Origin of the sequence: Paraburkholderia sp. RL17-383-BIF-A, from assembly GCF_046028015.1 — a bacterium.
GTDB lineage: Bacteria > Pseudomonadota > Gammaproteobacteria > Burkholderiales > Burkholderiaceae > Paraburkholderia.
The window spans coordinates 122677-139221 of sequence record NZ_JARESR010000004.1; the positions used below are offsets into that span (position 1 = coordinate 122677).

At 62.7% G+C, this 16545-nt stretch carries 12 protein-coding genes, 1 tRNA gene and 3 riboswitches; of the genes, 6 read left to right on the plus strand and 7 right to left on the minus strand.

Features of this window, described 5'->3' with window-relative positions; all coding sequences use genetic code 11:
- Window positions 1-156 precede the first annotated feature (156 nt).
- The 5 genes from gcvP to P0D71_RS06270 all read right to left on the minus strand — a co-directional run bounded on the left by gcvP (window position 157) and on the right by P0D71_RS06270 (window position 6915).
- The gene (gene gcvP, locus P0D71_RS06250) at window positions 157-3093 is read right to left on the minus strand and encodes an aminomethyl-transferring glycine dehydrogenase (protein WP_408479496.1); all 2937 of its coding nucleotides are present in this window, start codon (window positions 3091-3093) and stop codon (window positions 157-159) included.
- 73 nt (window positions 3094-3166) lie between these two features.
- Complete coding sequence (gene gcvH / locus P0D71_RS06255; protein ID WP_408299788.1) at window positions 3167-3547, minus strand: glycine cleavage system protein GcvH; 381 nt, start codon at window positions 3545-3547, stop codon at window positions 3167-3169.
- A 145-nt stretch (window positions 3548-3692) separates the two neighbouring features.
- Window positions 3693-4811 (minus strand): glycine cleavage system aminomethyltransferase GcvT, encoded by a 1119-nt coding sequence (gene gcvT / locus P0D71_RS06260; RefSeq protein WP_091797898.1) that lies wholly within the window; start codon window positions 4809-4811, stop codon window positions 3693-3695.
- 80 nt (window positions 4812-4891) lie between these two features.
- Window positions 4892-5046: riboswitch (glycine riboswitch) on the minus strand.
- Window positions 5047-5089: 43 nt separating this feature from the next.
- A riboswitch (glycine riboswitch) is annotated at window positions 5090-5172 on the minus strand.
- Between the two features lie 147 nt (window positions 5173-5319).
- On the minus strand, window positions 5320-5670 hold the full coding sequence (locus tag P0D71_RS06265) for a YdgH/BhsA/McbA family protein (protein ID WP_091797901.1): 351 nt from the start codon (window positions 5668-5670) through the stop codon (window positions 5320-5322).
- Window positions 5671-5865: 195 nt separating this feature from the next.
- The gene (locus tag P0D71_RS06270; protein ID WP_408181674.1) at window positions 5866-6915 is read right to left on the minus strand and encodes an oxidoreductase; all 1050 of its coding nucleotides are present in this window, start codon (window positions 6913-6915) and stop codon (window positions 5866-5868) included.
- A gap of 320 nt (window positions 6916-7235) precedes the next feature.
- Between P0D71_RS06270 and P0D71_RS06275 the strand changes: the two genes are divergently transcribed.
- Window positions 7236-9326 (plus strand): UvrD-helicase domain-containing protein, encoded by a 2091-nt coding sequence (locus P0D71_RS06275; protein ID WP_091800949.1) that lies wholly within the window; start codon window positions 7236-7238, stop codon window positions 9324-9326.
- A gap of 168 nt (window positions 9327-9494) precedes the next feature.
- Here P0D71_RS06275 and P0D71_RS06280 read toward each other — a convergent pair whose 3' ends face one another.
- Window positions 9495-10394 (minus strand): c-type cytochrome, encoded by a 900-nt coding sequence (locus tag P0D71_RS06280; RefSeq protein WP_091797907.1) that lies wholly within the window; start codon window positions 10392-10394, stop codon window positions 9495-9497.
- Between the two features lie 275 nt (window positions 10395-10669).
- On the opposite strand from P0D71_RS06280, the gene P0D71_RS06285 reads away from it, so the two are divergent.
- The 3 genes from P0D71_RS06285 (at window position 10670) to P0D71_RS06295 (ending at window position 13108) form a co-directional block, all read left to right on the plus strand.
- Window positions 10670-10745: transfer RNA gene (locus P0D71_RS06285), tRNA-Arg, on the plus strand.
- 397 nt (window positions 10746-11142) lie between these two features.
- A complete protein-coding gene (locus tag P0D71_RS06290) occupies window positions 11143-11664 on the plus strand; it encodes an outer membrane protein (protein ID WP_091797910.1) in 522 nt (173 codons plus the stop codon).
- Between the two features lie 161 nt (window positions 11665-11825).
- A riboswitch (yybP-ykoY riboswitch) is annotated at window positions 11826-12001 on the plus strand.
- A 96-nt stretch (window positions 12002-12097) separates the two neighbouring features.
- Complete coding sequence (locus tag P0D71_RS06295) at window positions 12098-13108, plus strand: sodium:calcium antiporter (RefSeq protein WP_091797913.1); 1011 nt, start codon at window positions 12098-12100, stop codon at window positions 13106-13108.
- An 81-nt stretch (window positions 13109-13189) separates the two neighbouring features.
- Here the strand turns inward: P0D71_RS06295 and P0D71_RS06300 are convergent, their stop codons facing one another.
- Window positions 13190-14257: an HAD family hydrolase gene (locus tag P0D71_RS06300; RefSeq protein WP_408479497.1), complete on the minus strand. Its 1068-nt coding sequence runs from the start codon at window positions 14255-14257 to the stop codon at window positions 13190-13192.
- 585 nt (window positions 14258-14842) lie between these two features.
- On the opposite strand from P0D71_RS06300, the gene P0D71_RS06305 reads away from it, so the two are divergent.
- A complete protein-coding gene (locus P0D71_RS06305; RefSeq protein ID WP_408479498.1) occupies window positions 14843-15538 on the plus strand; it encodes a DUF1254 domain-containing protein in 696 nt (231 codons plus the stop codon).
- Entirely contained in the window at window positions 15525-16499 is a 975-nt protein-coding gene (locus P0D71_RS06310) for a SphA family protein (protein ID WP_408479499.1), read from the plus strand. Before P0D71_RS06305 ends, P0D71_RS06310 begins: the two co-directional genes overlap by 14 nt.
- Window positions 16500-16545: the final 46 nt, after the last annotated feature.

The window sequence follows — 16545 nt, forward strand, 5'->3', positions numbered from 1 at the left end:
TCGCACCTTTCGCGCCATGCGAAACTCCTCGTTAGGCTGATTCGGTGTGTGATGTTAGCCGTTTGCGGCCAGGAGCGACAGAGAACTCAGGAGAGAACCGCACAGCGCCCTGCCGCCTCTTTTCGAGACAGCGGGCGCTGCGCGGCAGCGGTCCGCTTACTCGTAGTCGGCGATCGGCACGCAGGAGCAGAACAGATTGCGGTCGCCGTACACGTTGTCCGCGCGGCCGACCGGCGGCCAATACTTCTTCGCGATCAGCGTGGGCAGCGGATACGCTGCGGTTTCGCGCGCATACGCGTGCTTCCAGTCATTCGCGATGACCACCGCCGCCGTGTGTGGCGCGTGCTTGAGCGGATTGTCCTCGCGGTCCGAGCGGCCATCTTCGACCGCGCGGATTTCCTCGCGGATCGCGATCATCGCTTCGATGAAACGGTCGAGTTCTTCCTTCGATTCCGATTCGGTCGGCTCGACCATCAGCGTGCCCGGCACCGGGAAGCTCATGGTCGGCGCATGGAAGCCGTAGTCGGCGAGACGCTTGGCGACGTCGTCGACGGTGATGCCGCTGGTTTCCTTGATCGGACGCAGATCGAGAATGCACTCGTGCGCGACCAGTCCGCCCGGGCCCGAATACAGCACCGGATAGTGCGGCGCGAGTTTCTTCGCGACGTAGTTCGCGTTGAGGATCGCGGTTTCGGTCGCGGCGGTGAGGTTCTTCGCGCCCATCATCGCGATATACATCCACGAGATCGGCAGGATCGACGCCGAGCCGTACGGTGCGCCGGACACTGCGCCAATGCCGTTCGGCGCGCGTTCATAGCCCGACGAGATCTGGTTCGGCAGGAACTGCGCGAGGTGCGCGCCGACTGCGACCGGACCGACGCCCGGTCCGCCGCCGCCGTGCGGAATGCAGAACGTCTTGTGCAGGTTCAGGTGCGAGACGTCGCCGCCGAACTGGCCCGGCGCGGTGAGGCCGACCATGGCGTTCATGTTCGCGCCGTCCACATAGACCTGGCCGCCGTGCGCGTGCACGATCTCGCAGATTTCACGCACGTTCTGCTCGAACACGCCGTGCGTGGACGGGTACGTGATCATGATCGCCGCGAGTTTGTCGGCGTGCTGATCGGCCTTCTTCTTCAGGTCTTCGATATCGACGTTGCCTTGCGCGTCGCAGGCAACCACGACTACCTGCATGCCGGCCATCTGTGCCGACGCCGGGTTGGTGCCGTGCGCCGAAGCGGGAATCAGGCAGACATTGCGATGGGCTTCGCCGCGCGAGGCGTGGTAGGCGTGGATGATCAGGAGGCCCGCGTACTCACCTTGCGAGCCGGCGTTCGGTTGCAGCGATACGGCCGCGTAGCCGGTGGCCGCGACCAGCATTTCTTCGAGCTGATCGATCATTTCGCGGTAGCCGACGGTTTGCTCAGCCGGTGCGAACGGATGGATCTGGCCGAATTCCGGCCACGTGACCGGCAGCATTTCCGAAGTCGCGTTCAGCTTCATCGTGCACGAACCGAGCGGGATCATCGAGCGGTCGAGCGCGAGATCCTTGTCGGACAGGCTGCGCAGATAGCGCAGCATTTCCGTTTCCGAATGATGACGGTTGAACACGTGGTGCGTGAGGTACGCGCTGGTGCGTTCGAGCGCGGCCGGCACGGATGCGGTGTTCGATGCGGCCAGTTTTGCGTCGAGCGTGTCGACTTGCGGAATGTCTTTCGCGCCCGCGGCTTGCGCGAACACTTCGAGCAGATCGGCCAGATCGCGGCGCGACGTGGTTTCGTCGATCGACAGGCCGACTTGCGTGTCGCTCACGCGGCGCAGGTTGATGCGCTTCGCAATCGCTGCGTCGTGCAGCGCTTGCGTGCGTACGCCGGTTTCGAAGGTGAGCGTGTCGAAGAACGTTTCGTTGACGAGCGTATAGCCGAGTTGCTTCGCACCTTCGGCCAGCAACGCGGCGATCCGGTTCACGCGCAGCGCGATCGTCTTCAGGCCGTGCGGGCCGTGATAGACGGCGTACATGCTGGCCATGATCGCGAGCAGCGCTTGCGCGGTACACACGTTCGAGGTGGCTTTCTCGCGACGGATATGTTGTTCGCGCGTTTGCAGCGCGAGACGCAGCGCGGGGTTGCCTTGTGCGTCGACGGTCACGCCGACGAGGCGGCCCGGCATCTGGCGCTTGAATTCGTCGCGCACAGCGAGGTAAGCCGCATGCGGGCCGCCGAAGCCGACCGGCACGCCAAAGCGCTGCGTATTGCCCACGGCCACGTCCGCGCCCCATTCGCCCGGCGGCGTGAGCACGGTCAGCGCGAGCAGGTCGGCGGCGACCACCACGTGGCCGCCCGCTGCATGGATCGCTTCGGCGAGCGCGCGATAGTCGCGCACGTCGCCGTTCACGCCCGGGTATTGCAGCAGCACGCCGAACGCATTCGCGTTCGCCGCCTCCGCAGCCGGGCCCACTTTCACTTCGATGCCGACCGGCGTGGCACGAGTCTTCACCACTTCGATGGTTTGCGGCAGCACGTCGTCGGCCACGAAGAACACGTTCGACTTCGGCTTGCCGATGCGCTGCAGCAGCGTCATCGCTTCAGCGGCGGCGGTTGCTTCGTCGAGCAACGACGCATTCGAGATCGCCAGACCCGTCAAGTCGACGATCATCTGCTGGAAGTTCAGCAGCGCTTCCAGACGGCCTTGCGAGATTTCCGGCTGATACGGCGTGTACGCGGTGTACCACGCCGGATTTTCCAGCACGTTACGCAGGATCACCGTCGGCGTGTGCGCGTTGTAATAGCCCTGCCCAATGTACGAGCGGAACACCTGGTTCTTGTCCGCGAGTTCACGCAGCGCGGCGAGCGCTTCGGCTTCGCTTTTCGGTTGCGCGAAGGGGCCGAGCGGCAGCGTTTCGGTGCGGCGGATCGTCTTCGGAATGACGGCGTCGATCAGCGCGGCGCGCGACGCGAAGCCGAGGGCTTCGAGCATCGCGTGCTGGTCGGCCGCATCCGGGCCGATGTGCCGTTCGGCGAAGGCGTCATGCACTTCGAGCGCGGCGAGCGAGAGAGGAGTGCGGTTCATCAGACGATCCGGGTGTTCGAGCTTCATGGGTGTTCCTGGCGGTGCGGCTATCTCTGCGCGAGGGACGCGCCGCACCAATCGGGTTAAACGTAAAGGTGAATCAGGCGCCGATCGACTTGCTGTACGCGTCGGCGTCGATCAGACGGTCTTGCGTGGCGTCCGCGGCCGGCTTGATCTTGAAGAGCCAGCTTTCGTACGGCGAGGTGTTGACCGAGTCCGGGGTGTCGGCCACGGCCGTGTTCGCTTCGATGATTTCGCCCGAGACCGGCGCATAGATATCGGAAGCGGCTTTCACCGATTCGATCACGGCGACGGTGTCGCCAGCGGTCACGGTTTTGCCCAGTTCCTGGACTTCGAAGAAGACGATATCGCCGAGCGCTTCCTGCGCGTGGTCGGTGATGCCGACCGTCAGCGTGCCGTCCGCTTCGGTACGGACCCATTCGTGCGATTCGGTGTATTTTAGATCGGCCGGGATGCTCATCGGATGCTCCTATGCGGTGTGATTCGGTAATGACTTAAAGGGCCCCCAAACCTGTCGCTTCGCGCCAGGTTCCCCCGAGGGGGAACAAGAAAACTTGGGGCGGCCCGGCGTTTTCTTGTGAAGGTTTGCGCACGCGCCGGCTTGCTTAAACCGCGAGCACTTTGCCGTTGCGCACGAACGGCAGTTTTACCACGCTTGCGGGAACGTTCTTGTCACGAATTTGAACGTGAACGGTGTCGCCCGGCTGCACGCCTTTCGGCACGCGCGCAAAGGCGATCGATTCCTGCATGGTCGGGGAAAACGTGCCGCTGGTGATTTCGCCTTCGCCTTGCGGCGTGACGACTTTCTGATGAGCACGCAGCACGCCTGCTGCCTTGCCGTTGTCCTTCAGCAGGATCAGGCCGACGAACGCGGCCTGCGAACCGTCCGCTTCCAGCTTGCCCTTGCCGACGAAGTCGCGCGGCGAGGTGAGGTCGACCGTCCAGGCGAGGCCGGCGTCGAGCGGCGAGACGTTGTCGTCCATGTCCTGGCCGTACAGGTTCATGCCGGCTTCGAGGCGCAGCGTGTCGCGCGCGCCGAGTCCGGCCGGGCGCACGCCTTGCGCTTGCAGCGCGTTCCACAGCGCTTCGACGTGATCTGCGGGGACGATGATTTCGAAGCCGTCTTCGCCGGTATACCCCGTGCGGGCTACGGTCAATTCGCCGAACGGCGTGTCTTCGATGCGGGCGGCGTTGAACGGCTTCAGCGCTTCGGTGGCGGCGCGCGCGGCCGGCACGGTTTGCCAGACTTTTTCGCGAGCATTCGGGCCTTGCACGGCGACGATCGCGTAGTCGCGGCGCGGCGTGATGGTCAGGCCGAAGCTGCCTTCGGCGTTGAGCTGGCCGAACCAGGCGATGTCTTTGTCGGCGGTGCCGGCGTTGACGACCACGCGGAAGTGATCTTCGCCGAAGTAATAGACGATCAGGTCGTCGATCACGCCGCCGTTCGGGTTCAACAGACAGGAGTACAGCGCGCGGCCGGGCGTTTGCAGCTTGGCGACGTTATTGGCCAGCGCATATTCGAAGAAGGCGCGCACGCGCTCGCCGGTGAAATCGACGACGCACATGTGCGAGACGTCGAACATGCCGGCGTCGGTACGCACGGCGCGGTGTTCGTCGATTTGCGAGCCGTAGTTGACGGGCATGTCCCAGCCGCCAAAATCGACCATGCGGGCATTGAGCGCACGATGGGTGGCGTTGAGCGGGGTGTGTTTGAGTTCGGTCATGGGGCCTCGGGCATCTCGCGAAACAAAAAAGGCCATGCGGCGCTACGCCTCGCGGCCTTTTAGCTGCGAGCGATGCGTTGCATGGCCCCTCTGTCCTCGATACCTGAGAGATTGCGTTGCCGTGAGAATGTGAATTCGTCACGGTGAAACGCGCGCCCCTTCGGTGGGCAGCCTGCCAGATCCGCTCGATTTATAACGACGCAGACGGCTACTGCCGCTCTCCAGAGTGCGAAAAACCTGTGCGCTGAGCTTGGTTCAACGCGGGTTCTTCGACGCGGTCGGTCCTTTTGCCTGAGAGTTTGCGGGTGTGCCCCTTCGGCGGCGCGGCCTGCGGTTTCCTGCGGCCAGCGCGCTCTCCCGACGCGTGCGGCGAATGTACGCGAGGGCCGGGGGCTTGTCAAATCTGGGCCCGCGAGCGGCACGGCGGTTGACGCGGCGTCTTGCCCTCGCCAAAAAAGCGCGGGACGCGATGCCCGCGCTTGCACTGCTTCGGCGCCTGAGCGCGCGATTATTCGCCGATGGCGTGTGCCGCGTTGTCCAGTTCCTGATTCAGCACGCGCTGTTCGTCGCTGGACAGGCCACCGCCGTGTTGCGCGGCCATGTCATGCGCTTCCTGACGGATCACGTCGAGGCGATGGTGCAGCGCGCCGCCTTGCGGGGGCGGGTAGTAGCCCTGATTCACGCGATTGTCGATACGGCGGCTGAGATTCTCGATGCGGCCGTCGACCTGGCGCAGGCGCTGATCCGCGATCTGCTGCGGGTTGGGGCGCGGTGCCGGCGCGGGTTGAGGCGTCACCACACAGGCGGCGAGCGAACTGAGCAGGGCGCACGCGGCGAGCGCGCGGATAGTACGGGGCATGAACTCTCCGGAAGTCATAGTCGTTTTGTCTTGCTACTTGGGTAGCAACGGCTGACTGCCGGAGCGCGCTGACCGGCGGCGCGTTCTTATTTGTAACGTTATGTTCCTTTCGGGCCTGTCAGGATCGTGGCCCGCGCGGGAGGCGGCAAGTGCCATTTTAGGTACACAAGGCGTTTCGACGCGCGGGCAAACAGTTCAGCGAACGCGCTCGAACGGCAGCCGGACGCCTTCTTCCGAACTCCGGGCGGCGAGTTCGATAATTGTCATTACGTCCACAGCGTCCTGAGCGCTGACCGGGAACTTCACGCCGTTCTGGATGGCGTCGGCCACGGCGATATAGAAGCCAACGTAATCTCCATTACGCGTCGGCAGCTCGCGCTCGACTTCCTGATCGCCTTCCAGTACGCGCAGCAACCCGGCCGCATTGCCCGCGCCGAAGCCTTCGTCGCCGGGCCGCAGGCCGGCTTTCAATTGATCTTCCTGCGTGTCGAGCCCGGTTTTCACATAGCTGCCGCGCGTGCCGTGGATCGAGAAGCGCGGCGCGACCAGCGCGGTCAACGCGCTGGCGTGCAACACCACTTCGAACTCACTGTAGCCGAGCTGGATATGCACGTAGTCCGGTGCGCTGGCATTGTCGCGATGCGTGCGCACGGTGGCCGACACGCTCTGCGGCGTGCCGAACAGGGCCAACGCCTGGTCGACCAGATGCGGCCCCAGGTCCAGCAGCAGACCGCCGCCTCGCGACGCTTCCTCACGCCAACGCTGCCGCACCTCCGGCCGGAAACGGTCAAAATGCGATTCGTATTGCGTGATCCGTCCCAATTCGCCGCTCGCGAGCAGATCGCGCACGGTCAGAAAATCACCGTCCCAGCGACGATTGTGAAACGGCATGAAGAGCTTGCAGCGGGCGAGTGCGATGTTGGCCAGCGTGCGGGCGTCGGCGGCATTCAGCGTGACCGGCTTGTCGACCACCACGTGTTTGCCCGCTTCCAGCGTGCGGCGCGCCAGCTCGAAGTGCGTGTCGTTCGGCGTGGCGATCACGACGCAGTCGATGTCGTCGAGCGCGAGCAGCGCGTCGAGGTCGGCCACCACCTTCGTGTGCGGATAGTCGGCGAGCGCGCGCTCGGGCTGGCTCGTGGCGATGGCCGCAACGCTCGCGCGGCCGCAGTGCGCGATTACCGGCGCGTGAAAGGTCGCGCCGGCGAAACCGTAACCCATCAATCCAATCTTCAGCGATGCGGACATGCGTGTCTTCCTGCAAAAACGGCGCGCCGCTTTGCCACCGTGGCGGCGGCGCGCAACACCGCAATTGTGGCATGTCCTGAAGGTGGATCGTCGGCGTCGTGGTGGTACTGGTCGCCGTCATGGGGCGCGGGCATTGGTTGCGTACATCCGTGTTAACATCGCTCCTCTCGCGCGTTTGCGAAGCGGGCCAGAACACCCTCCGCACCGTGCGGGGCGCCTGTTCCGGCACGGCGCCGCGCAGCATGCCCCCGGGCCTTCGGCCGGCGTTTCGCCACCGCGCCCTCAACCGCCGCTTTAACCGCATCACCCATCCACAGACGATGTCCGCAGGCCTGAACCCCGCTCAAAATGAAGCGGTCCGTTATCTCGACGGTCCGTGTCTCGTGCTCGCCGGCGCAGGCAGCGGCAAGACGCGCGTGATCACGCAGAAAATCGCGCATCTGATCGAGGCCAAGGGCTTCGAGCCGCGCCACATCGCCGCCGTCACGTTCACGAACAAGGCCGCGCTGGAAATGCGCGAGCGCGTGGGCAAGCTGCTCGAAGGCAAGACGCTCACCACGCCCGGCAAGGAAGGCCGCAAAGTGCCCGTCAATCAGTTGACGGTCTGCACCTTCCACTCGCTCGGCGTGCAGATTCTGCGGCAGGAAGCGGAACACGTCGGCCTGAAGCCGCAGTTCTCGATCATGGATTCGGACGACTGCTTCGGCATGATCCAGGAACAGGTCGGCTCGACGGACAAGGGTTTCATCCGCAAGATCCAATCGATCATCTCGCTGTGGAAGAACGGCATGATCATGCCCGAGCAGGCGATCGCCATTGCCGCGAACGAGGACGAGCATCAGGCCGCGATTGTCTATCGCAACTACGTGGCGACGCTGCATGCCTATCAGGCGGTGGATTTCGACGATCTGATCCGCCTGCCCGCCGAACTGTTCGAGAAGAACGAACAGGTGCGCGACCGCTGGCAGAACAAGCTGCGCTATCTGCTGATCGACGAATATCAGGACACCAACGCCTGTCAGTACGAACTGGTGAAACTGCTGGCCGGCAAGCGCGCGGCGTTCACGGCGGTCGGCGACGACGATCAGGCCATTTACGGCTGGCGCGGCGCGACGCTCGAAAATCTCGGGCAGCTCAGCAAGGATTTTCCGAAGCTGCATCTGATCAAGCTGGAGCAGAACTACCGCTCGACGGTGCGCATTCTGACGGCCGCGAACAACGTGATCGCGAACAATCCAAAGCTGTTCGAAAAGAAGCTGTGGTCCGAACACGGCATGGGCGACACGATCACCGTCACGCCGTGCAACGACGAAGAACACGAGGCCGAGTCCGTGGTGTTCCGTTTGTCGGCGCACAAGTTCGAGCGGCGCGCGAATTTCCGCGACTACGCGATCCTGTATCGCGGCAATTTCCAGGCGCGCATCTTCGAACAGGTGTTGCGGCGTGAGCGGATTCCGTATGTGCTGTCCGGCGGCCAATCGTTCTTCGACAAGGCGGAGATCAAGGACATCTGCGCCTATCTGCGTCTGATCGCCAACGCGAACGACGACCCCGCGTTCATCCGCGCGATCACCACGCCGCGCCGCGGCGTCGGCAATACCACGCTCGAGGCGCTCGGCTCGTTCGCAGGACAGGCCAAGGTGTCGCTGTTCGAAGCGGTGTACATGGGCGGCATCGAGGCGCGTCTGTCGCCGCGGCAGATCGAACCGATGCGCGTGTTCTGCGACTTCATGCAGCGCCTCACCGACCGCGCCGAGAAAGACGCCGCCGGCACGCTGCTCGACGAACTGATGGACGCCATCCACTACGAAGCCTATCTGTACGACGCGTTCGACGAACGTCAGGCGCAGTCCAAGTGGCAGAACGTGCTGGAGTTCATGGAGTGGCTGAAGCGCAAAGGCACCAAGGCTGAGCCGACGGGCGCCGCGGCCGACGAAGCCACCGGCTACGACACCGCCGACGGTCTCGGCGACACTGGCAAGAATCTGCTCGGTCTGATCCAGACCGTCGCGCTCATGTCGATGCTCGAAGGCCGCGAGGAAGATCCCGACGCGGTGCGGCTCTCAACGGTGCATGCGTCGAAGGGCCTGGAGTATCCGCACGTGTTTCTGGTTGGTGTCGAAGAAGGCATCATGCCGCATCGCGGCGGTCCCGACGACGAGCCGATCGACGACGCGCGCATCGAAGAAGAGCGCCGGCTGATGTACGTCGCGATCACGCGTGCGCAGCGCAGTTTGCATCTGAACTGGTGCAAGAAGCGCAAGCGCGCGCGAGAAACGGTGGTGTGCGAGCCGTCGCGCTTCATTCCCGAAATGTTGCTCGACGACGCTCCCCCGCCGACGCCCGAAGAAGCGCCGATGTCGCCGAAAGACCGGCTTGCCAGTTTGAAGGCGCTGTTGCAGAAGCCTTGAGGGAGTGTCGCGAATACCGAGGCAAAAGACGCGCGTTCAGCGCGCGTGAGTGAGTGTCGAAATCGGGCACCTGGGTAGCGCGCTTCAGCGATGGCCGATAAAAAAATCCCTGCACCGCGTCACCGTGGGCAGGGATTTTTTACGACCTGGCAGACGCCGTCGTTCGTCTTACTTCACCGCGCTGACCATGTAGTCGACGGCGGCCTTCACGTCCGCGTCCGAGGCATTCGAGCCGCCCTTCGCGGGCATCGCGCCCTTGCCGTGCAGCGCGTAGTTATAGACCGTGTCCATGGGCTCTTTCAGACGCGGCGCCCAGGCGTCCTTGTCGCCGTACTTCGGTGCGTTCAGTACGCCTGCCGCGTGACAGGCCTGACAGACTTGCTGATACAGCGCCTTGCCGGCTTGCGAGGCATCCGCGCTTTGCGTGCCGCCGGCCGCCGGTGCGGCCGCTTGCGGCACGCTGGCCATCGCGGCCATGGCCGCGGCGGCTTGGGCCGCGCCTGCGTCAGAAGCGCCGGCCGGAGCCGCGGCTGCTGCTGCACCGGATGCCGCCGCCGCGCCTGCCGCCGGTTGGGCCGGTTCAGGGAAGCTCGCGCCGGAATTGTTCGCCATATAGGTGACTGCGCGTGCGATTTCGAAGTCGCTGTAGTCGTCCGGGCTGGTGCCGCCGCGCGGCGGCATTGCGCCTTTGCCGGCGAGCGCCGTGTGCAGCAGCGTGTCGAAGCCCTGCGCGATGCGCGGCGCCCAGTCGGCGGTATTGGTGAATTTCGGCGCGCCAGCCGCACCCGATGCGTGGCAAGCGGAGCAAACGGCTTTGTAGACTTCTTCGCCGGTCTTGTAGACGCGCGGCGCATTGGCGTCGCGAATGTCGACCTGGGCGAATGGCTTGATGCGGGCGGTGACCTCGGCTTCGGAGAGAGAGTCGGTGCCGGCGCCGGTGCGCGTCGAGTTATCGACGTAGACGGCCAGCAGAACGATGATGACGATCGGCACCGCAAAACTGGCAATGATCGCAGCGACGAGCTGCCCGGGGGTTTTGATCGGGGCTCCGTGTGGTGCTTCGCTCATGCTTGTCTCGTCTCCGTGGGTATGTGAGCGGTACAGCGTGACGGCAACTTCTTGTTCTCAAATCAGCCACGGACGATTATAGACGCAAGATTTCGACGGCGGCGAGGGGCGCGGCGAGCTGTTCAGCAGGCGTTTACCCGCATCGCGAGGGTCGGCCGGAAGGCGCCGGGTGCCGCCATTCAGGCCGTCCGGTGGACGGTATGGCTGAAACCGGGTATCCTTTCGGTCTCGCTTTGGCGTCGCATCCATTCCGGTTGCCGCGCTTTCGTGGTGAAGCGCCCGTAGCTCAATGGATAGAGTACTGCCCTCCGAAGGCAGGGGTTGCTGGTTCGATCCCAGCCGGGCGCACCATAAAGAGTCGATCTCGATCAAGGGCTTGCGCTGTGTGCGCCAAGCCCTTTTTGTTTTTCCACCGTCTTGCGATGTCTTCCGGGCGCCGCAATCCCGCCGATAAGCCGCACATAAGCCACAGATACGCTCACTGCCGGCCGTCCACGATCTCATCCGCGTCGACAGAATTATCCCAAGATCTCTGTAGCTTACTGTTCGTCAATTCAGATTCAGACATATAAACGTCCGTCTTCTGAAATTTCCAATTGCCCCAGCCTATCCGTTTAATTAGCATGCGTTGACCATCCAAATCGTATAACGCGTGGATGTTCCATAAGCGGTAATTCAACAATCGCTTCCCTAATTAATAAAGGCATTGCGAAGCCATCCGCGCGCCCATTGTTTTATTTTGCAGGTCATGTACAAAATAGCCCGGTTGATTTTAATCGCATCGATCACGATGCTATCCAATCTCGTGCACGCGCAATCGGTTCCGCCTGTCACGGTGGCAAGCCAATTTGCCGGTCCCTATCTGGGCTTCAAGGTGGGTGTGAATAATTCCGATGCTTCCGGCGTCATCAACAAGCCATCGCACACTACGGTTTTTCCGGGTTTCACGGCTGGATATAACTTCGACGTCGAACGGTTCATAGTGGGCGCCGAGGCTTTTGCTGATTTACATCACGGCTCGACAACCTATAAAGACGCCGGAATCGATGCGAAATTCGGCATGCCGTTCAACCAGATTCTGCCTTATGTCCGCATTGGGTTTACTGGCGACGATCCGGACACGCGCTTCCATTGGGGTTTGGGTGTCGAATATAAATTTGCCAAACACGTAAGCGCGGTAGGCGAATGGACAACCGACACCGGCAATTGCGACGGCACAAAAAGAACGAATAACAGTTTCACAATCGGACTGCAGTATCACTTCAATTAACCCGTTCGGCTCGTGGCCGGGCGGCAAATCCATCGAACATCGCATTTCCTGCGCTCTTGCCGCAAAGCCGCGCCGAACGAGCGAGGCTCCGAGGTGCCGCGCCACGCCACCCCCCCTCTCGCTGCAACAAGGTTGTTGAAAGCGTCCCCTGCCGTTAGAATCCCCCGGTCACTGGGGAGTAGCCTTCCTTCATCCATTGAAGGAGAGCGCGTCAACATACTTGGCCTTTCGGTCATGGCGCGTTCGACCGGGTCGGTTTGGCGAGACCATTGACGTACTGCCTCGTTCTGGTCGGACGGGTGGCGGTGCGTCATTGGTTTGTCATCTACGTCCGACCGCGGAGTTGTCCCGTGATACCTCGTTTTGCCCTGCCAGTCTTCCCGCTTGGCCGTCCGCCGCGCCGCTGCCTCTCCATGCTTGAAGGGAAACGCGCATGACCAGTCTCCTGCTCGAACTCGCAGTCATGCTGGTCGTCATTCTGCTGGCGGCCGAACTCTTCACTAACGCGCTCGAGCACCTGGGCGAACGTCTCAAGATTTCCGAAGGCGTGACAGGTTCGCTGTTCGCCGCCGTCGGCACCGCTCTGCCCGAGACTCTCGTGCCGTTGCTGGCGATCGCCGGCGGCACGACCGATAGTGCGGTCAATCAGGAGATCGGCGTCGGCGCAATTCTCGGCGCGCCGCTAATGCTTTCCACCCTCTCCACCTTTCTGATGACGCTCGCTATCCTCGGCTCGCGCGGCGCTAGCGGCTGGGTCGCGCCGGAGCGCTCGGGCTTCACGCGCGACCTCAACTATTTCCTATGCGCGTTCGTGCTGGCCGCCGCGGCGATGTACGTGCCGCACGAACGGATGCTCGTGCGCGCACTCTTCAGCGTGGCGCTGGTCGGCGTGTATGTCACCTATGTGGTGATGACCTTCCGCGCGTCGAATGATCTGGTCGATGCCGGTCACGGCACCGAAGCGCCGGGCAAGATGCTGATCTCGCGCCTCGGCGTGCCGACCAACATGGCCACGATCGTGGTGCAGCTGGCGCTGGCCGTCGCGTTGCTGGTGTGGGGCGCGGAGGGCTTCATCCACGGGGTGCGCGGCGTCTCGCAGGCGCTCGGCGTGTCGCCGCTGCTGCTCTCGCTGCTGATCATTCCGATCGCCACCGAACTGCCGGAGAAGGTCAACAGCATTCTGTGGATTCGCCGCGGCAAAGACACGCTGGCGTTCGGCAATATCACCGGTGCAATGGTGTTCCAGGGCACCTTGCTGCCCGCGATCGGCATTCTGCTGACACCATGGACGCCGCGCATCGAAGTGGTGACCGGCATCGTGATCACGCTCGCCGCGGCGGCATGGCTGCGCATCAATGTGCGCGAGCGCGGCGTGCCGGTGTGGGCGTTGCTGGTTTGCGGGGTGCTGTACGTCACCTATCTGGCCATTACGCTGACGCGCTAGCCGCGCGGCTCAATGCGTCAACGAGCGGCAGGTGAAGCAATCGGGAAAGGCCGCGCACCGGCGGCTTTTCTCGCTTCAGGCTCAATGGGCCGGCGCGCCCGCTGCTGCTGATGTCGTTGCGCTGGCTGGCCTGAACACGGTGTTCCAGTCGTCTTTCATGTCGACGACGAGCCAGCCCTTTGCGCCGGCCTCGTCGAGACCCTTGTCGAGCTTGCCACTCTTCGACGCGCGGTCATACTGGTATTCGCGTTCCGCATCCGTGTGATGCACGAGCGCGGCAAGGCGCGGGCCGTCACCTGCCGAAGTCCATTCGAGCATCGGCGCGTCGCCATCCGCGTTACCGAACGCGATCACCGGACGTCGGCCGATCACGCGATCGATGGCAAGCGGTTTGGCCGCGCCGTCGACCAGCGTGTCGACTTGCGCGAGGCGCGTCAGCGAAATTGCGCCGTTGGTCTGGCTGTACCGGTATTTGACGGTGCTGCCGATCACCTGCTCCGGCGGAATGCCATACATGCGCTGAGCCACCTCGCGGACGAACTCGACGTCGCCGCCCGTCACCAGATAAGTTTTGAAGCCGTTCGCGCGCAGATAGGCAAGCAATTCGAGCATGGGCTGATACGCGAGATCGGCATAAGGACGGTTGAAGCGCGGGTCGCTCGATGAATCGAACCATTCGTGCACGAGCGCGGCGAACTGCTCGCTCGTCATGCCTGCGTGCGCCGTGGCCAGTAGCCGCATCGAACCGGCGTCGCCGCTTGCCGCGACATTCCTGAGGTTGCCTTTGAGGATCGAGCGGAACGGTTCCTGGCGCTTCCACTCCGGATGCCGTCCGGCCACCGTCTTCACACGTTGTAGCGCGAACACCAGTTGCACGGAGGCCGGCTGCTCGGGCCACAGTGTGCCGTCGTTATCGAACACCGCAATACGGTCGGCGCGCGGGATGAAGTCCTTGGACTCCGGTGTCGTCACGAGCGTGACGAAATCGACGATCGAGCGCTTGGCCCTGGTGTCGTTCCATGATGCCAACGTCGCGGCCGTCGCTGCGCCGGCCTGCGATTCGCCGCCATCCTGGCGCGGCGTGACGGAGCAAGCGGAAAGAAGTACGACGGTGAAGGCGATGCAGTACCGGTGCAGCGAGCGAATCATGAAAGCCTCATCGAAAACGGTGGATCGAATCTGGAGCGAGCGCCAGTCTAATGGGCTAAGGCGCTTATTGCAGCCCTTGCGAGATTTTTTTGCGGGACAGCGGAGCCCGCTCCTCCGGCACGAATATCCATTGAATAAATCAGCAAGCCGGACGACTCCCCGCCTCGCCTAGCCCTTCGGCTGCGTTACAAATTTATCTCTGAAATTGCCGGAAACGTTGCTAGTATTGCCAACGATGCCAGCGTGGTGATTCGTCCACTTTCCGCATGCTTCGTTTGATGCGGCGTTTCTCGTTTTCAAGGAGCGCTCATGCAAGCCCTGTATTCCGTCGCACTGCCATTCCCAATTGTTCGAGTGACATAGCATGCTTTATCCGCGTGGATTGGCATCTGCTTGCCGATTTCTCGGCCGCATGAACACGCGCGAAATAATGAATTCGATTTAAATCGGACACGCGAAAGCCACCACGCCTCTGAAACGATTTCGCGTAGGCAAAGGTAGGCGCTCGGCAATAAGAGCGCCCATAGACGAGGCCCGATAATGGGTTATAGGTGCGTGTTTGGGGAGGATACGGTATGCGCGTTCGTGTCCGTGTTCTCGCCGGTCGGCATGCGGGCCGATTCGAGCGAACGTAAGAAGACGAACCTTGACGGTCTAAGCGATGTCTTGCCGGGGAACCGCCGTACGATCAGGAGCGGCGCTGTCTTTGACATCGACCAGCGTACCCAAACGCTGATAGAGAAGTCGAACAGCTTTGTCAACAGCGTGAGCAAGACAAACTGTTTTTATTCGGACACCGACGCATCGGGCCCATTTCGCGACGGCGGCGGGCGCTACACTGCGAGCTTCCATGGAGATCGGCAGCCGTCTGAGAAAGGCGCCCGGTCGCTGACGTTATACAACTGGCATTACTTTTCTTCACTCAACGCACATAACCGCTACGCGCCCCGGCAAGCCGATCAAAAACTCGAATTTCAACGCAAACGGCCTGCTCTCGCTCCACGTGCGAGACGCGAGGCCCGCGAAGACAGTTTCGCCAATGCGTCGCCGGTGCCGGCTGTTGCAAATTTCTCCCTGTACTTGCGCGCCAACGCGTCGCTGCAAGCCATGCTCGATGAAAACTGGACGCCGCCGTCAATCGCGTGCGAAGGCCGACACAAGGCCGACACAAGGTCGCACTCGCGCGCGTGCGGCTTGGCGACGCAGACGGTGCGGATGCGGTTCGGCTGGAGTGAGAATGCCGAACTTCTATTTGATGAGGACGATCATGAGTCAACCTAACCGTTTCTTCGCGACAAGACGGCTTGTCACCCGGCTGTGCAAACGCGCGCTTCTCACCACTGCGGGTCTGAGTCTCTGCCAAACGGCGTGGGCGACTGAAGGCGGTATAGGCCGGCCCATTACCGGCATGCAGGTGACGCCGTACGGCGGTGTCGTGCCGCCCACCAACGACTGGATCGTGTCCGCCGCCACGATCTATTACGAAGGGTCGCTAGGCGCGAGCAAATCGATTCCGATCGCCGGGCAGGTCACGGCCGGCGTCAACGCGACGGCCGAGTACACCATCCTCGCTGCGGTCAAGACGTGGGGTATCACCGTGGGCGGCTGGAACTTCGCGTCCTCGTTCGGCGTGCCGGTCCAGTACACCGACATCTCGTCGTTCCATGGCCGCTTGCCGAACGACCACGGCACGCAATTCGCCGATTTCTTCTTCACGCCGGTCATCGCCGGTTATCACTTAACGAAGACAGACCATGTCGCGCTGAGCGTGCAGATCTATGCGCCGACTGGCGCATACAACCCCAACCGGCTGGCCAATGCCGGGCAGAACACGTGGACCTTCACGCCGACGATCGCCTATACGAAGTTGCTTCCGAAAGAGAATATCGAATTGTCGTTGAACTATGGTCTCGAGTTCTACACACCCAATAACGACACCCACTATCACAACGCGCCGGTGAGCGTGCTCGATCTACTTGCGCTCAAGCGCTTCAGCAATGGCTGGGGCGTCGGCGTGGTGGGCGGCTACATTCAGCAGATCGGCAATGACAGCGGCGGTATCGCAGACCTCGTCGGCGGCAGTCAGGGGCATTCCGTCGGCCTCGGACCGATGGTCACGTGGTCGGGCAAGATCCAGAAAACCCCCGTGTCGGCGGCCCTGCGTTGGGTCAATGAGTTCAACACGAGCAACCGGCCGAAGGGCAATGCGGTACAACTGTCGGTCAACGCGACTTTTCAGTGACGCGCGCGGTGAGTCGAGCGTGAGACGTGAGTTGCCGGAAGCGTTG